We start from the raw sequence: 16,791 nt of genomic DNA, 5'->3' as shown, positions 1-16,791 counted from the left end.
GCAGTGTAGAGCCCAATGACGCCCGGGTGCACATGAAGACTTAGAAGATGGCGTAGGTGTAGTTGAAGATCAGGCGGGTCTGGTCCTGGTCGGCGGTGCCGGTGTTTTTGCCGTGATAGGTGCCGGTACGCAAGGTGGTACCAAAGCCTTTCAGAGGACCGGCCTGCACCACGTAGTCCAGGCGGAAGTCGGTTTCGTTTTCTTTCTGGTCAGGGCCACCGGCGACCTTCGACTTGATATCCGTACCGTCCAGGTAGGCCACGGACGCTTTCAGGCCCGGCACGTAGGCCTTGAAGTCATACGCGTACTGCCCGAAGTTGACCTGCTCGCCCGCCCGGGAGAACTGGCCCACCACCGCATCGGTGAACAGGTAGAAGTCGCTGCCGCCGGCGCCTTGGGCGTGGGGATCGGCAAGGCTGCCCTGGTTGACCCAGACAAAACCACCATCGTCACCCACGCCAATGTGGCCAAGCATCAGGCTGCTGCCGCCCAGTTGGTAGGTGAACGCGGCACTGTAGGTTTTGTTGTCCACTTCGTTGGCGTGCTTGGCGTAGCCGCCGTTGTTGTTGAACTGGTAGCCACTCTCGCCATTCTTGCCGTCGCTGCTGCTGTCGAAGTAACGCAGGTCGGTCTTGAACGACTGGTCGTTGCCCAGGGGCAGCACGTGGACCAGGCCGACGTAGTTCTGTTTGTAGAAGTCCTGCAACTGGGCGTAGTAGTACTGCAACGTCAGGTTTTTTGCGATGGCGTTGTCGGACGAACCAAACGGCTTGTAGTCCACCCCCCCGAACTTGAAGCTGTCGCTGTCGCGCGTACCGCCGGCCACGCTCAAGCCCGTGGAGTTGCTGGAGGCACGGCCTTCGGCGCGGTTCAGCTCGCCGCCGGTGAAGGTGACGTTGGGAATATCGTTGGAGGTGAGGATGCCGCCGTCAAAGGTTTGCGGCGCCACGCGGCTGTCGTTGGAGACCAGGATCGGCAACACCGGCGCCAGGCCACCACCGACATGCAACTCGGTCTGGGAAATGCGGAACTTCACGTTGCCGGCCGCGCGACCGAAGGCATCGGCCGGCTCGGTGCCGTTGTTTTTGGTCGGGAAGAAGCTGTTGCCATTACCCGCCAGGCCCGGGCCTGCGGTGTGACCATCGCCGCCGTCCAGACGCAGGGCGCCGAAGGCCATCACGTCGAAACCCAGGCCAACGGTGCCTTGGGTGAAGCCGGATTTGTAGTCGAAACGCAGCGCGGTGGCCGCTTCACGCAAGTCGTTGTTGGTGCCCGAGCGGTTATCTGCGCTGTAGTACATGGTCCGCGAACTGACGGACGCATGGCTGTCTTCGAGAAAGCCGCTGTGGCCATTGCCTGTGCCCAGCGAGCCGAGCCCGAAGTCATCAGCGTAAGCCTGTTGTGCAAGAACGGCGGCGGTGATCGACAGCGCCAGTGTAGAAATTTTCATTAACTGCGGCCCCTGAATGTTTTTTTATCGTGTTTGGCGTGCAAACCCACTGTCGGCTCTGCAAACGTGACGATTCTTTCATGCCGGCCAGGGCGGACCTCGTGAAGCTTTCTTTAGAAAAGGGCCTGGAAAATGAAATTTCCCTGCCGCCGTTTTTTGTCATATTCACGTCATTTCATTCATTTGCAGAATGAAGTCCAGAGGATTCTTCGTTTGCACGCCCGCCCATAGCCCAACAAAATCCAGGCATCGGCCGCGCCCATCAGCATCGTCATCAGGAATTTTTCTATGCACAGCACCGCACATGTCAGCCCCGACGAGATCCGCAAGGGCTTTTCCAAGGCCATGTCCGACATGTACCGAGATGAAGTTCCGCTGTATGGCGCACTGATGGAGCTGGTCGCCGCCACCAACGCCCGCGTACTCGCCAGCGAACCGGGCCTGGCGCAACAGCTGCAACGCACCGGTGAGATCCAGCGCCTGGACATGGAGCGCCATGGCGCCATCCGCCTCGGCACCGCGGCGGAACTGGCGACCATCGGCCGCCTGTTCGCGGTGATGGGCATGCAGCCGGTGGGTTACTACGACCTGACCCCTGCCGGCGTCCCGGTGCATTCCACGGCGTTCCGCGCCGTGCACGAAAGCGCGCTGCAGACCAGCCCGTTTCGCGTGTTTACCTCATTGCTGCGCCTGGAGCTGATCGAAAACCCCGAGCTGCGCGGGTTTGCCGAAACCGCCCTGGCCAAGCGCTCGATATTCACTCCCCGCGCCCTGGCGCTGATCGAACAAGCGGAGAAGGATGGTGGCCTCAACGCTGCGGATGCCGATGAGTTTGTGCGCCAGGCCCTGGAAACCTTCCGCTGGCACCACACCGCGACCGTGACCGCCGCGCAGTACCAGCAACTCAGCGACCAGCACCGCCTGATCGCCGACGTGGTGGCCTTCAAGGGCCCGCACATCAACCACCTGACCCCGCGCACCCTGGACATCGACCAGGTCCAGGCCGCCATGCCCGGCAAGGGCATCACCCCCAAGGCCGTGATCGAAGGGCCGCCCCGCCGCCAGTGCCCGATCCTGTTGCGCCAGACCAGCTTCAAGGCCCTCGATGAACCCATCGCCTTCACCGATGCCCAGGGCAGCCATAGCGCGCGTTTCGGCGAAATCGAACAGCGTGGCGTGGCGCTGACGCCCAAGGGCCGCGCGCTGTACGACCAACTGCTGAATGCCGCGCGCGACGAACTGGGCGCCTTCCCCAACGAGGGCAATGCCGCGCGCTACATGCAGTTGATGGAGCAGCACTTCCAGGCCTTCCCGGATAACCACGGGCAGATGCGTGAGCAGGATCTGGCCTACTTCCGCTACTTCGCCACGGAGAAAGGCCTGGCGGCACGCGGCCAGGCCGATCAACCACGCACACTGGAGGCATTGGTCGCCGCCGGCCATGTGGCTGTCGAACCCTTGGTGTATGAGGATTTCCTGCCAGTGAGTGCGGCGGGGATTTTCCAGTCGAACCTGGGGGATGGGGCGCAGAGTCACTACGCGGCCAATTCGAACCAGGCCGAATTCGAGAAGGCCCTGGGGCGCACGACTGTCGATGAATTGAAGGTGTATGGCGAGACGCAGCAGCGCTCCATAGATGAATGCACCCGGACACTGCTGGTGTAAAAACGGAGAGTGCCCACCCGGCTCACCGGCGCAATCCTTGCGCCGCAACAGTCCCCAGGGCCGGGCGGGCGAGCGGGATCATAGACAGTGGCGTGAATGATGTCCCTAAGACAATCCTGAATAAATACGCTGTGCTTTTGTAGGAGCGAGCTTGCTCGCGAAAAACTTGAGAACGCCGCGTTAAATCAGAAGAGCTGCGTAATCGTTGACGTTCTTCGCGAGCAAGCTCGCTCCTACCGGTGGGTCAAGATTTTCATTTAACCCAATCGCCCCACAATCTCGTCCTTGACCAACAGGCGTTTCTTCTTCAGCTTCTCCACCTCCTCATCGCTGGCCTTGGCCGATTCCGCCTTCAGCACCTCCCCATCGGCCGCATCGTATTGAGTGAACAGCGAGTCCAGGCGTTTGTCGTTCGCCCTGCGTTCGTGAACGGCTTCCTTGCTCAACCCCAAATCCTGATACAGGTCGTGTTTCACTGGCATGGCGTACCTCCGCATGTTGATCAATGGCTTACCCCCTTGAAGCTAGCCCATTCCAGCCGGTCTTGTCATGTTCAGGGTCAATCCATCCCCGTTCGTCGTGGCGCGGGCAATGGGATCAAACCTTTGCCACACCCAGCCCTCCACTGTAGATCGCCACCCGAGGGAGAACGGTTTCATGACTCATGCTGCCACCGCTGTCGACACCCAATGCATTAACACCCTGCGCACCCTGGCCATGGACGCCGTGCAGAAGGCCAACTCCGGCCACCCCGGCACGCCCATGGGCCTGGCGCCGGTGGGGTATACGCTGTGGAGCCGCTGCCTGCGCTACCACCCCGAGCATCCCGACTGGCCCAACCGTGACCGCTTTGTGTTGTCGGTGGGGCATGCGTCGATGCTGCTGTATTCGCTGCTGCACCTGGCCGGTGTGGTCGAGATCGATGCCCACGGCAAACGTTCGGGGCAACCGGCGATCAGCCTGGACGATATCAAGCAGTTCCGCCAGATGAGTTCCAAGACCCCCGGCCACCCCGAGTACCGCATGACCACCGGCGTGGAAACCACCACCGGGCCGCTGGGCCAGGGCTGCGCCAACAGTGTCGGCATGGCCATGGCCGAGCGTTGGCTGGGCAAGCGCTTCAACCGCGACGGCCAGGTGCTGTTCGACTACAACGTCTACACCCTGTGCGGCGACGGCGACGTGATGGAGGGCATCAGCAGCGAAGCCGCGTCCATGGCCGGGCACCTGAAGCTGGATAACCTGTGCTGGATCTACGACAACAACACCATCAGCATCGAAGGCCACACCGAGCTGGCCTTCAGCGAGGACGTGATCAAGCGCTTCCAGGCCTATGGCTGGCACACCGTGCACGTGACCGACGCGAATGACTTGCAGGCCTTGAACGAGGCGCTGAACACCTTCAAGGGCAACACCGGCGCGCCGACCCTGATCGTGGTCGACAGCGTGATCGGCTACGGTTCGCCACACAAACACAACACCGCCGCCGCCCATGGCGAGCCGTTGGGCGATGAGGAAATCCGCCTGACCAAGGCCGCGTATGGCTGGCCGCAGGATTCCAGCTTCCTGGTCCCCGATGAGGCCCGCACGGTGTTGCGTGACGCCCTGCTGGAGCGCAGCCAGCCGTTATATGACGCCTGGCAGCACAGCCTGTCGCAGCTGCAGCAGCACGAGCCGGAACTGGCCGAGGAGTTGCGCCGCATGCGTGCCGGCGAAATGCCGGAGCGTTGGCAGGATGACCTGCCCGGTTTCGACCCCGACGGCAAGGGCGTGGCCAGCCGTGCCGCCGGTGGCGAAGTACTGAATGCCTTTGCCCGGCAGATCCCGTGGCTGCTCGGCGGCTCGGCGGACCTGTCGCCCTCGACCAAGACCAACCTCACCTTCGACGGTGCCGGGCGTTTCAGTGCCGACGACTACAGCGGGCGCAACCTGCACTTCGGCATCCGCGAACACGCCATGGGCGCGATTGCCAACGGCATGGCGCTGTCCTACCTGCGGCCGTACACCTCGACGTTCCTGGTGTTCAGCGACTACATGAAGCCGCCGATACGCCTGGCCGCGATCATGGAGTTGCCGGTGGTGTTCGTCTTCACCCATGACTCGATTGGCGTGGGCGAAGATGGGCCGACCCACCAGCCCATCGAACACCTGACCCAACTGCGCGCCACGCCGGGGTTGCTGACCCTGCGCCCCGGCGACGCGAATGAAACCCTGGAAGTGTGGAAGGTCGCGCTGGCGCAGACCCACCGGCCAAGTTGCGTGGTGCTGTCCCGCCAGCCCCTGCCGACGCTGGATCGTACGAAGTACGCAGCGGCATCGGGGGCGGCCAAGGGCGCCTATGTGTTGGCGAGGGCGGATGATCCTCAGGTGATTCTGCTGGCGAGCGGCAGTGAAGTCAGCCTGGCGGTGGCCGCGTATGAGCAATTGAAAAGCGCAGGGATTGCCGCGCAGGTGGTATCAATGCCCAGCTGGGAACTGTTCGAAGACCAGGACCAGGCCTACCGCGACAGCGTGTTGCCGCCGGCAGTGAAGGCCCGGGTAGTGGTGGAACAGGCCGGGCCACTAGGCTGGGACCGCTATGTCGGCCAGACCGGCGCCAAGGTAGTGATGAACAGCTTCGGCGCATCGGCGCCGCTGGCGAAGTTGCAGGAGCAGTTCGGGTTTACGGTTGAGAATGTGGTGAAGCAGGCCAGGGCACAGATCAACCTGAACCAATACTGATCAAATGTGGGAGGGGCGGTAAGACGATTCGGCATGAGTATCTACACAACTTCAATAGTGCGTAGCAGCTGCCGAGCGCAAGCGAGGCTGCGTCAGGCGCGCTGCCGATTCAAGCTCGAGTCGCGACCGACGCAGCCTCGCTTGCGCTCGACAGCTGCTACGGATTTGCGCGGTGTTGGATAAGACGGTATCTACGCAGAAGGCTCGCTCAAGTTGTGTAGATACCCATGGCAATCGGGGGCAAGTCGAATCGTCGCACCGCCCCTCCCACATTTGGACCTCATGTTTGTTAAAGCAGCTCTTGAGCGAGAAACGGTGCAGTCCGGCTTTTCTTGTTTTTGGCCACCGTCTGCGGTGTCCCACTGGCAACCACCTTGCCGCCCAGGTCCCCGGCCCCCGGTCCGATGTCGATCACCCAGTCACTCTGGGCCACCACACGCATTTCATGTTCCACCACGACCACCGTATGCCCCCCATCCACCAGTTGATTGAGCTGGCTGAGCAGGCGGTCGACGTCCCGCGGATGCAGTCCGGTGGTGGGTTCGTCCAGCACATACAACGTCGCGCCCCGGGCATTGCGTTGCAGCTCGGTGGCCAGTTTGATGCGTTGCGCTTCGCCGCCGGACAGTTCCGTCGCCGGCTGCCCAAGGCGCAGGTAACCCAGGCCGATATCCCGCAGCACGTGCAGTGAACGCAGTACCCCAGGTTGCTCGGCGAACACCTCCACCGCTTGTTCCACGGTCAGCCCCAGCACCTGGGCGATGCTCAGGCCTTGCCATTTGACGGCCAGGGTTTCAGGGTTGTAGCGCGCGCCGTGGCAGGTCGGGCACGGGGCGTAGACGCTGGGCATGAACAGCAATTCGACGCTGACAAAGCCCTCGCCTTCGCAGTTCGGGCAACGGCCCTTGGCGACGTTGAAGGAGAACTGCCCGGCGTCGTAATCGCGCTTCTTCGCCGCTGGCGTGGCGGCAAACAACTTGCGCACGTTGTCGAACAAACCGGTGTAGGTCGCCAGGTTGGAGCGCGGGGTGCGGCCGATGGGTTTCTGGTCCACCTGCACCAGGCGGCGAATGTGCTCCAGACCGGCACTGATGCGCCCGCCGCTGATTTGCGGGGCGTCGTCTTCCAGGCTCGGCTCTTCGTCGTTTTCCACCCGGCTGCCGAGGCCGCTGCCCACCAGTTCCAGCAGCGCCTGGCTGACCAGGCTGGACTTGCCCGAGCCGGAAATACCGGTGACCGCCGTAAAGCAACCCAACGGGACATCCACGCTCAGGTCCTTGAGGTTATTGCGCGTCACGCCTTCCAGGCTCAGCCAGTTGCTGGGTTCACGGCGCGCCGGGTTCCCAGGGCGCTTGTCGGCGAACAGATAGGCCCGGGTCTGCGACGCCTCAACGTCCGCCAGACCGGCCGGTGGCCCGCTGTACAGCACGTGCCCGCCATGCTCGCCGGCGGCCGGGCCCACATCGATCAGCCAGTCGGCGCGGCGCATGGTTTCCAGGTCATGCTCCACCACAAACAACGAATTGCCCGCCGCTTTCAAGCGTTCGAGCGCGGTGAACAACGCTTCGCCATCTGCCGGATGCAAGCCTGCCGAGGGCTCATCCAGCACATAGATCACGCCGAACAACTGCGAGCCCAATTGCGTGGCCAAGCGCAGGCGCTGCAACTCCCCGGACGACAGGGTCGGCGTGCTGCGCTCCAGGGACAGATAGCCCAACCCCAATTCGATCAAGGTACTGACCCGCTCCAGCAGATCCTCGGCGATGCGCTGGGCCGCCAGGCGTTTTTCCACCGACAGCTTCATCTTGTCCTGCCCCGCCGCCACCGGCCGCAACAACGCGGCCAATTGCGTCAATGACAGTTGCGACAACTCGCCAATGTCCACCCCGGCAAACTTCACCGACAGCGCCGCCCGGGTCAGCCGCTTGCCCTCGCACAACGGGCAGGCGCTGCCCTGCATGAACTGCGACACGCGCTTCTTCATCAGCGCGCTTTGGGTGTGGGTGAAGGTGTGCAGGATGTAGCGCCGCGCGCCGCTGAACGTGCCCTGGTAGCTTGGCTCCAGCTTGCGTTTCAGTGCATCGCGGGTTTGCGCCGGGGTGAAACCGGCATACACCGGTACGGTGGGGGTTTCTTCGGTGAACAGGATCCAGTCGCGCTGTTTTTTCGGCAGGTCGCGCCAGGGAACATCCACGTCATAGCCCAGGGTCACGAGAATGTCGCGCAGGTTCTGGCCCTGCCACGCCAGGGGCCAGGACGCCACCGCGCGCTGGCGGATGGTCAGGGACGGATCGGGCACCATCAGCGCCTCGGTCACTTCATACACACGGCCCAGGCCATGGCATTGCGGGCACGCACCCTGGGGCAGGTTCGGCGAAAAGTCCTCGGCATACAGCATCGCCTGTCCCGGCGGGTAGCTGCCGGCACGCGAATACAGCATGCGGATCAGGCTCGAGAGGGTGGTCACACTGCCCACTGAGGAACGCGCACTCGGCGTGCCGCGCTGCTGCTGCAACGCCACGGCGGGCGGCAGACCTTCGATGCTGTCGACATCCGGCACGCCGACCTGATCGATCAGGCGCCGTGCATAGGGCGCCACCGATTCGAAATAGCGGCGCTGGGCCTCGGCATACACCGTGGAAAATGCCAGGGACGATTTGCCCGAGCCGGAGACGCCGGTAAACACCACCAGGGCATCCCGGGGAATGTCCACGTCGACGTTCTTCAGGTTGTGTTCGCGGGCGCCGCGCACCTTTACGAATCCAAGGTGCTGGGCAGTGATCGGAGGCATGTTGCGCTGTGACGTCATGAACAACCTTGTCTGGCGGTGAGCACGCTGCGCAGCCGTTGCGTCAGGGCCTCGGGGCTGTAGGGTTTGCTCAGCAAATGAATGTCAGCGCTGAGCAGGTGATTGCTGGAGAGGATGTCGCGGGTGTGCCCCGAGGTGAACAGCACCGCCACCGGCGGCGATTGGACGCGGGCCCACTCGGCCAGGTCAGTGCTTTTGATACGGCCGGGCATCACCACATCGGTGAAGATCAGGTCGGGCCGCACGCCGTCCTGCAAGGCTTGCATCGCGCGGTCGCCGTCTTCGGCGGTCAACACCGTGTAGCCTGCCTGTTCGAGCAGATCCACCACGGTCACCCGCACATCCTCGTTGTCCTCCACCACCAGGATGGTCTCCTGGCCCATGTCGTGGGGCACGGGTTCTGGGTGAGTCTCCTGGACTTCTTCGCCCAGGCTGCGCGGAAAGTACATTTGCACCACGGTGCCCTTGCCCTCCTCGCTCCACACGTCCACATGCCCACCGCTCTGGCGGACAAAACCAAACACCATGCTCAAGCCAAGGCCGGTGCCGTGGCCATCGCGTTTGGTGGTGAAAAACGGCTCGAACACCCGCGACAGGATCGCTGCCGGCATGCCCACGCCAATGTCGGTGACGGCCAGGCGCACATACTCGCCTGGCTTGATGCTTTTGCCGCGGCAATCCTTGGGGTTGAGGATGATGTTTTCGCCGGTGATGCGAATCACGCCTTCGCCTTTCATGGCGTCGCGGGCGTTGATCGCCAGGTTGAGCAGCGCATTTTCCAACTGGTTGCGATCGACGTTGATGCACCAGGAATCCTGGGGCAACTGCACATCGATATGAATGGTTTCACCCAACGCACGTTGCAGCAGTTCGCCCAGCCCGGCGTAGATGCGCTGCGGGTTGTACACGGCCGGTGACAACGGTTGGCGCCGGGCAAAGGCCAGCAGTTGCGAGGACAGTTTGGCGCCCCGCTCCACCGCTGCAATGGCCGCCGTGACCCGCCGCTGCACCTGGGCATTCTCCGGTTCATGGCGGGCCAGCAGGTGCAGGTTGCCGGCGATCACTTGCAACAGGTTATTGAAGTCGTGGGCCACGCCACCGGTCAGGCCACCAATGGCTTCGAGCTTTTGCGACTGGCGCAGTTGGTCTTCGGCGGCGGAACGCGCCTGGACTTCGGCGGCCACGCGCTGCTCCAGGTTATGGGTCAATTCCTGGCGCACGCGTTCGGAATGCACGTGGGCGGTGGTCTCCACCACAATCGCCAGCACACCGGCCGGTTGCTGGTTATCCCCGGCGACGGGGCTGTAATAAAGATCCAGCCACACCGTTTCCGGCTGGCCGTTGCGCAGCAGTACCAGGTCTTTGTTGTTGAACGACAAGGTGCCGCCGGCCAGGCAGGTGTCCACCACATGGCGGTTGAAGTCGGCGACTTCCGGCCAGCCCAGCTCCACCGGCGTGCCGAGCAAATAAGGATGGCGGCCACCGGCAAACACCGAATAGCTGTCGTTGTAGATCATGTACCCCGCCGGCCCCCAGAGCATCACCATGGGCACGGGGGATGCCAGCATCATCTGCACGGTACAGGCGAGGCTGGTGGACCAGCGGTCAAGGGGTCCCAGGTCGGTGGTTGACCAGTCAAATGCGCGAATGCGCTGGGCCATTTCGCCGGCCCAACCTTCACAGCCGTGGGGGTCGGATAAGAATTGCATCGTTCGGCTCTGCGCAGAGAAAGGACGGTCGCAAAATTTGGAACGTATCAAGGGGCGATGGTTTCATTTTGTATAAATTAGGGGGTAATCACCGCCGGCGCTACCCGCCTCAGTGAAAATCCCGGCTGCGCACCGTGATGCCGTCCAACAGTGGCGTCAGGTCGGTCAGGCGCCCGGCGATCAGGTGTCGCACCTCGCCCACCGCCTCCCAACGCCCGTCCACCTTGAGCAATCGCGACCCCACCAGGGCCTGGCGCTGACGTTCGGCCAGGTCGCGCCAGACCACCACGTTGAGGTTGCCGAATTCATCTTCGAGGGTGACAAAGGTCACGCCACTGGCCGTGCCGGGGCGCTGGCGACCGGTGACCAGCCCGGCGACGCTGACAGTGCGCCCGTGCTCCACCGCCTGCAGTTCATTCGAGCTGCGGCAACGCCGTTTACGCAGCTCGGCGCGCAGCAGCGCCAATGGGTGCGGGCCAAGGGTGGTGCCAAGCATGGCGTAGTCGGCGTGCAGATCCTCGCCCACCGTCGGTTTCGGCAGTTCCACCCGCGCCTCATCGGGGCTGGACAGGCCGGCGAACAAGCCAAGCTGCTTATGCACCCCTGCCACGGCCCAGCGCGCCGTATGCCGGTTGCCGGCCAGGGCACGCAAGGCCCCGGCATCCGCCAGCAACGCCTGGGTGCGCGCATCCAGCCCGGCGCGGGCGTCCAGATCGGCAATATCCCTGAACGCCCGGCGCTGACGTGCGGCTTCGATGCGCCGCCCATCCTCTTCGCGAAACCCCGAGATCATGCGCAACCCCATGCGAATCGCCGGTTGCTGGCCATCGATGGGTTCCAGGCTGCAATCCCAGTCGCTGGCCTGCACATCCACCGGGCGGATCTGCAAGCGATGGCGCCGCGCATCCTGCAGGATCTGGTCCGGGCTGTAGAACCCCATGGGCCAGCTGTTGATCAACGCACAGGCGAAGGCCGCCGGCTCATGGCATTTGAGCCAGCAACTGGCGTAGGTCAGCAAGGCGAAACTGGCGGCGTGGGACTCGGGAAAACCATAGCTGCCGAAGCCCTTGATCTGTTCGAAGATCTGCGCGGCAAAAGCCTCGGTGTAGCCATTTTTCAACATGCCGGTGCGCAGGCGTGCTTGATGCGGTTCCAGGCCACCGTGGCGTTTCCAGGCGGCCATGGAACGGCGCAACTGGTCGGCCTCGCCGGGGCTGTAGTCGGCGGCGACCATGGCGATCTGCATCACCTGTTCCTGGAACAGCGGGATGCCCAGGGTGCGCTCCAACACGGTTTCCAACTCCGGCGACGGGTAAGTCGTGGGTTCTTCCTTGTTCCGCCGGCGCAGGTAGGGATGCACCATGCCGCCCTGGATCGGCCCGGGGCGCACGATGGCCACCTCGATGACCAGGTCGTAGAATTTTTGCGGCCGCAATCTGGGCAACATCGACATCTGCGCCCGCGACTCGATCTGGAACACGCCGATGGTGTCGGCCTTGCTGATCATCGCGTAGGTGGCCTGGTCTTCCTGGGGGATCGTCGCTAGCGACAGGTCACGGCCACGATGGCGGCGCAGCAGATCGAAACAGCGGCGGATCGCGCTGAGCATGCCCAGGGCGAGAATATCCACCTTGAGCAGGCCGACCGCATCGAGGTCATCCTTGTCCCACTGGATGATGGTGCGCTCGGCCATGGCGGCGTTTTCCACCGGCACCAGGGTATCCAGTGGGTATTCGGAAATCACGAAGCCCCCGGGGTGCTGGGACAGGTGCCGGGGAAAACCGATCAGTTGCTGGGTGAGCGTCAGCACACGGCGCAGGATCGGGCTGTCCGGGTCGAAGCCGCTTTCGCGCAGGCGTTCCAAGGGCGGCGCATCGTCACTCCAGCGCCCGCAGCATTCGGCCAGCGCGTTGATCTGGTCCGGCGGCAAGCCCAGGGCCTTGGCCACATCGCGCACCGCACCGGCGGCGTGGTAACTGCTGACCACCGCCGTCAGCGCCGCGCGGGTACGGCCATAACGCTGGAACACGTACTGCAGCACTTCTTCGCGACGTTCGTGCTCGAAGTCGACGTCGATGTCCGGCGGCTCGTTGCGTTCCTCTGACAGGAAGCGCTCGAACAGCGTACTCGTCAGGCTCGGGTCGATCTCGGTGATGCCCAGGGCAAAACACACCGCCGAGTTGGCTGCCGAGCCCCGGCCCTGGCACAGGATCGACCGGCTGCGGGCGAAGCGCACGATGTCGTGCACCGTGAGGAAGTAGCTTTCGTAACCCAGTTTGCTGATCAATGTCAGCTCGTGATGGATCTGCTGCAAGGTCTTGGCGTCGACCCCGTGCGGCCAGCGCCGGGCGACGCCTTCGTCGGTGACGGCGCGCAACCAGGATTCGGCATCGTGGCCCTCGGGCACCAGCTCGCGCGGGTAGTGATAGCGCAACTGGCCAAGATCGAAGCGGCAGCGCTGGGCGATGGCCAGGGTTTCGTCGAGCAGCGCCTGCGGGTACAGCGTGGCCAGGGCGTCGAGGCTGCGCAGATGCCGCTCGCCGTTGGGGTGCAGGCGCGTGCCGGCGTCGGCCACCGGCACGTGATGGCGGATCGCGGTCATGGTGTCTTGCAGGGCGCGGCGGCCACGGGCATGCATATGCACATCGCCGCAGGCCACCGCCGGAATCTGCAGGCTGGCGGCCAGGTGCAGGCGTTGCTCCAGATGCCGCGCATCGTCCTGGCCGCAGTGCAGGTGCACCGCCAGCCACAGGCGTTCGGCGAAGGTACGGCGCAGCCAGTGGATGGAGACCTGGGTGTCGCTGTCTTCGGCGACCCACAGCGCCAGCAGGCCGGGCAACGGCTGCTCGAAGTCTTCCAGCAGCAGGCGGTAGCGACCTTTTTCAGCCCGGCGTCGGGCCACGGTGATCAAGCGGCACAGGTGCTGGTAGCCGCTGAGGTCCTGCACCAGCAGCACCAGTTTCGGGCCGTTTTCGATGCGCACTTCGCTGCCGATAATCAGCGGCAAGCCCACCGCCTTCGCCGCCTGCCAGGCCCGCACGATGCCCGACAAGGTACATTCATCGGTGATCGCCAGGGCGCTGTAGCCCTGGCGCTTGGCCCGCTCGAACAACTCCAGGGCGCTGGAGGCGCCGCGTTGGAAGCTGAAGTTGGACAGGCAGTGCAGCTCGGCATAACTCATGGCCACCGCCGCCTGTAGGAGCGAGCTTGCTCGCGAAGCGCGTTAACGATGACGCGGGAGCCCTGGGTCATCGCGGTGCCCTTAGGTTTTTCGCGAGCAAGCTCGCTCCTACAGAGGGCCGGTTGCAGCCTATGGAGGCTCATGCGAACCAGCCCTGCAGCCACAGCCCATCGCTTTGCCCCACGCAGCGATAGGCCCAGCCTTGCTGGCCGGCTCGGGTCTGGATCAGGTAGTAGTCGCGGCGAATATCGGCACCGTCCCACCAGCCGGATTCGATGCGCTCCGGGCCCATGAGGATCTGCACGCCCTGCTCGGCCAGCAAGGTCGGTTCGTCAAGCAACCAGCCGGGACGCCGCACCTTGTTCAAGGTGGCGCACGGGCTTTTATCCGCCGCCATTTGCCAGGCGCATTCGGGGCGATGGTCGGCATGGAAGCGCAGGCCTTGCACCGCCTCATCCCCCAGGCGCGCACGCAGGCGTTCGCGCAGTTGTTCCCACGGCAGGGTCTGTTGCGGGCGATCGTCGAACAGGTCCTGGCGTTGCGGCACGAACACCGGCAGGTCCTGGGCCACCAGGCGAAAACCACGCACCGGCGAGGTGACTTGCACGTGCTCCAGGCGCCCACGGGCCAGTTCGAACAGCATCGCCGGCTCACGCTCGGCGCTCAGCAGGCCGACCTTGATCACACTGTCCGGTGCATCGGCATGTTCCAGGTGCAGGTCGAAACGCTGCACGCCACTGTCACGGCCGCAGAGGAACGCCGAGAGGTCGCCGGTCAAACGGCGCAGGGGGAATAACAAGGCCTGGTGGGATTGCACATCGAAATTCAACTCGATGCGCACATCGAACTGGTCCGGCGGCTGATAGAACGCCAGGGCCAACGGCCGTTGCCCGGTCAAGGCATCGAGGTGCTTGAGCAGGCCGGCATCAAAGCGCCGCGCCAGGGTGTGCCGGGGCAACGCCTGCACCTGGGCCAGGGTACGCAGGCCCATGCGCGACAACGCGGTGGCCGCCTGCGGGTCGAGGCCGGCGCGGTCGATGGGCAATGGCGCCAGGGCCTGGAGCAACCCCTCCTCATCGGCCACGGCCAGGCCATCGTAGAGATTGGCCAGCACCCGCGCCGCCGCCGGGTTGGGCGCGGCGACGATACGGTGACGAAAGCCCAGCTCGGTCAACTCCTGGCGCAGGCGTGCCTCGAACCGAGGCCAGGGCCCGAACAGGCCCAGGCTCGATTCGATCTCGAACAGCAAGGCACGCGGGTAATACACACTGACCTGGGAGCTGAAGCGGTAGGCCCAGGCGGCGAGAAACTGCTGCCAGCGCTCGATCTCCACGGGGTCGTATTCGGCACTGGCAAAGGTCTTGGCCAGGGCATGGGCGGCCGTCAGCGATTGCCCCGGGCGCAGGCCCAGTGCGCGGGCGGCGTCATTGACGGTTTGCAGCACGCGCCGCTGCGGCGTGCCGGCCAGCAGCGCCAGGGGTTGGTCGGGCTCGGGGTGCAGGCGCTGCACCCCGTCCAGCGCCAATTGCGGGAAGACAATACACACCCAGCGCATGGCAACCTCAGTGCCCCGCCAGTGCAATCGGCGCCGGATGAGCCAAGCCACCCCGGCACTTGAGCACCCGCACCTGGGCAGGTTTGGCCTCGACGGCCAGGCGCAGGGCGGCGGGCGAAGGGTTGATCGCTTCACTCAAGGCGCGCCAGGCAAACGCCAGGGTCTGCCCGGTTTCCGCAGCCACCTGCAAGCGACGCAAGGCGCGGTCATCCGCCTTGCGCGGCCAGCACAGCACCGCGCCGCAACTGCCGGAGCGCAGGCATTGTTCCACCGCCCACAGCACATCCCGCGCCTCGGCCTGGACCACCGACAGCTGGCGCAAATCCACCCCGGCGTTCTGCCATGCGTGGGGGTACGGGGTATAGGGCGGCGCCACCAGCACAATGCGCTCCCCCGCCGCCGATAATCGCGCCAGGGTCGGCAGCACCAGTTGCAGTTCGCCGATACCGTCCCTGGCCATCAGGATTTCGCTCAAGGCCGACTCCGGCCAGCCGCCCGTGGGCAGCACCGCATCCAGCGCCGCCAGCCCCGTAGGCTGCACGCTGGCCGGAGGCGCGACAGGCCGGCCTTTCCAGACGCGGCCGCCATTGAACAGCGTATCCAGTGCAACCACGGCGCCCATCAGCCTTGCCTCACCAGGCCGCAGAACACCCCTTCGATGGCCAGGTCCTGGTCGGGGCCGACCACGATAGGTTCGTATGCGGGGTTACGCGGCAGCAGACGCACACGCTCGCCACTGCGCTCGAAACGCTTGATGGTGACTTCGCCGTCCAGGCGCGCCACCACAATCTGCCCGTTCAAGGCTTCGGCACTGCGGCGCACACCCACCAGGTCGCCGTCGAGGATGCCGTCTTCGATCATCGAATCGCCTTGCACCCGCAACAGGTAATCCGGGGTTTTCGCAAAAGTGGCGGGGTCGAGTTGCAGGCGGCTGTGCACGTCGGCATCCGCGCCGATGGGCCGGCCGGCTGCCACTCGGCCGAGTACAGGGACATCCAGCCACTCCGGGCGCGGGGGCTGGTTGAGCAAACGAATGCCGCGCGCCTGGTTGGGGTTGACCTCGATGAAGCCGGCTTCGGCCAGGGCCACGACGTGCTTGCGCGCGACGCTGCGGGAGGCAAAGCCGAACGCCTCGGCGATCTCGGCGAGGCTGGGGGGTTGGCCTTGCTGCGCGATACGGTCGCGGATGAAGGTCAGGATGGCGGTGCGGCGGGGGGTCAGGGTCGTCATGGAGTACATTTGTACTCCTCTGGGAAATTTCTTACAAGAGCCGGTAGTCGGGGTTGAGTTGACTGAGTACATATCCGTTATTCAGGTAACGGCATACCTGATGTATGCAGATCAAATGTGGGAGGGACGGTGCGACGATTCGACTTGCCCCCGATTGCAGTGGGTCAGTACCAAATCCATCAACTGACACGCCCTCATCGGGGGCATGGGTATCTACACAATTTTCAGTGGTCTGTGGCGAGGGAGCTTGCTTCCGTGGCGGCCTTCGGGCCGACCATGTCGTTGGGTTTGACCGAGTACATATCCGTTGCTGCGGTCACGGCTGATATTGGTTCCGCCCTTACGGCGGCTCACTTTTGGAAAGGCCCAAAAGTAAGCATGGACTTGTTCCCTCAAAACGTACGCCATGAAGTGAGTGTTAAGCAGTTTGCTTCAGTTGCTTTGCGTAGTCATTAGGTGAGCTGTATCCCA

General features: G+C 64.1%; 10 protein-coding genes. 2 read left to right on the top strand and 8 right to left on the bottom strand.

Annotation, left to right across the window (positions count from 1 at the left end; genetic code table 11):
* Positions 1 to 40: 40 nt before the first annotated feature.
* Positions 41 to 1,450, bottom strand: a complete 1,410-nt coding sequence (locus tag PspCFBP13509_RS18900) for an OprD family outer membrane porin (protein WP_065927180.1) — start codon at positions 1,448 to 1,450, stop codon at positions 41 to 43.
* A 288-nt stretch (positions 1,451 to 1,738) separates the two neighbouring features.
* Here PspCFBP13509_RS18900 and hglS point away from each other — a divergent pair, with 288 nt between their 5' ends.
* Positions 1,739 to 3,115 (top strand): 2-oxoadipate dioxygenase/decarboxylase HglS, encoded by a 1,377-nt coding sequence (hglS, locus tag PspCFBP13509_RS18895; protein WP_065948186.1) that lies wholly within the window; start codon positions 1,739 to 1,741, stop codon positions 3,113 to 3,115.
* A gap of 257 nt (positions 3,116 to 3,372) precedes the next feature.
* Here the strand turns inward: hglS and PspCFBP13509_RS18890 are convergent, their stop codons facing one another.
* Positions 3,373 to 3,597, bottom strand: a complete 225-nt coding sequence (locus tag PspCFBP13509_RS18890; protein WP_027608652.1) for a DUF465 domain-containing protein — start codon at positions 3,595 to 3,597, stop codon at positions 3,373 to 3,375.
* Between the two features lie 175 nt (positions 3,598 to 3,772).
* On the opposite strand from PspCFBP13509_RS18890, the gene tkt reads away from it, so the two are divergent.
* On the top strand, positions 3,773 to 5,836 hold the full coding sequence (gene tkt / locus PspCFBP13509_RS18885) for a transketolase (protein ID WP_137212502.1): 2,064 nt from the start codon (positions 3,773 to 3,775) through the stop codon (positions 5,834 to 5,836).
* Between the two features lie 289 nt (positions 5,837 to 6,125).
* Here tkt and uvrA read toward each other — a convergent pair whose 3' ends face one another.
* The 6 genes from uvrA to lexA all read right to left on the bottom strand — a co-directional run bounded on the left by uvrA (position 6,126) and on the right by lexA (position 16,329).
* Entirely contained in the window at positions 6,126 to 8,645 is a 2,520-nt protein-coding gene (gene uvrA, locus PspCFBP13509_RS18880) for an excinuclease ABC subunit UvrA (protein ID WP_137212501.1), read from the bottom strand.
* Positions 8,642 to 10,354 carry an ATP-binding protein gene (locus tag PspCFBP13509_RS18875; protein ID WP_065948183.1) on the bottom strand — a complete coding sequence of 571 codons (1,713 nt, stop codon included), beginning with the start codon at positions 10,352 to 10,354 and terminating at the stop codon, positions 8,642 to 8,644. Before PspCFBP13509_RS18875 ends, uvrA begins: the two co-directional genes overlap by 4 nt.
* Before the next feature lie 109 nt (positions 10,355 to 10,463).
* Positions 10,464 to 13,535 carry an error-prone DNA polymerase gene (locus tag PspCFBP13509_RS18870; RefSeq protein WP_137212500.1) on the bottom strand — a complete coding sequence of 1,024 codons (3,072 nt, stop codon included), beginning with the start codon at positions 13,533 to 13,535 and terminating at the stop codon, positions 10,464 to 10,466.
* A gap of 139 nt (positions 13,536 to 13,674) precedes the next feature.
* A complete protein-coding gene (locus tag PspCFBP13509_RS18865) occupies positions 13,675 to 15,090 on the bottom strand; it encodes a Y-family DNA polymerase (protein ID WP_065927186.1) in 1,416 nt (471 codons plus the stop codon).
* A 7-nt stretch (positions 15,091 to 15,097) separates the two neighbouring features.
* On the bottom strand, positions 15,098 to 15,712 hold the full coding sequence (imuA, locus tag PspCFBP13509_RS18860; protein ID WP_065927187.1) for a translesion DNA synthesis-associated protein ImuA: 615 nt from the start codon (positions 15,710 to 15,712) through the stop codon (positions 15,098 to 15,100).
* Positions 15,712 to 16,329 carry a transcriptional repressor LexA gene (gene lexA / locus PspCFBP13509_RS18855; RefSeq protein ID WP_137212499.1) on the bottom strand — a complete coding sequence of 206 codons (618 nt, stop codon included), beginning with the start codon at positions 16,327 to 16,329 and terminating at the stop codon, positions 15,712 to 15,714. Before lexA ends, imuA begins: the two co-directional genes overlap by 1 nt.
* Positions 16,330 to 16,791 lie beyond the last annotated feature (462 nt).

Source organism: Pseudomonas sp. CFBP13509 (assembly GCF_005233485.1).
Lineage (GTDB): Bacteria > Pseudomonadota > Gammaproteobacteria > Pseudomonadales > Pseudomonadaceae > Aquipseudomonas > Aquipseudomonas marginalis.
The sequence above is the reverse complement of the archived record's forward strand: the minus strand, read 5'-3'. Positions and strand labels throughout refer to the sequence as shown.

What these genes read in the sequence shown, in the direction of transcription:
- PspCFBP13509_RS18900 (WP_065927180.1), bottom strand. Translation starts at nt 1,450, where the DNA reads ATGAAAATTTCTACACTGGCGCTGTCGATCACCGCCGCCGTTCTTGCA.
- hglS (WP_065948186.1), top strand. Translation starts at nt 1,739, where the DNA reads ATGCACAGCACCGCACATGTCAGCCCCGACGAGATCCGCAAGGGCTTT.
- PspCFBP13509_RS18890 (WP_027608652.1), bottom strand. Translation starts at nt 3,597, where the DNA reads ATGCCAGTGAAACACGACCTGTATCAGGATTTGGGGTTGAGCAAGGAA.
- tkt (WP_137212502.1), top strand. Translation starts at nt 3,773, where the DNA reads ATGACTCATGCTGCCACCGCTGTCGACACCCAATGCATTAACACCCTG.
- uvrA (WP_137212501.1), bottom strand. Translation starts at nt 8,645, where the DNA reads ATGACGTCACAGCGCAACATGCCTCCGATCACTGCCCAGCACCTTGGA.
- PspCFBP13509_RS18875 (WP_065948183.1), bottom strand. Translation starts at nt 10,354, where the DNA reads ATGCAATTCTTATCCGACCCCCACGGCTGTGAAGGTTGGGCCGGCGAA.
- PspCFBP13509_RS18870 (WP_137212500.1), bottom strand. Translation starts at nt 13,535, where the DNA reads ATGAGTTATGCCGAGCTGCACTGCCTGTCCAACTTCAGCTTCCAACGC.
- PspCFBP13509_RS18865 (WP_065927186.1), bottom strand. Translation starts at nt 15,090, where the DNA reads ATGCGCTGGGTGTGTATTGTCTTCCCGCAATTGGCGCTGGACGGGGTG.
- imuA (WP_065927187.1), bottom strand. Translation starts at nt 15,712, where the DNA reads ATGGGCGCCGTGGTTGCACTGGATACGCTGTTCAATGGCGGCCGCGTC.
- lexA (WP_137212499.1), bottom strand. Translation starts at nt 16,329, where the DNA reads ATGTACTCCATGACGACCCTGACCCCCCGCCGCACCGCCATCCTGACC.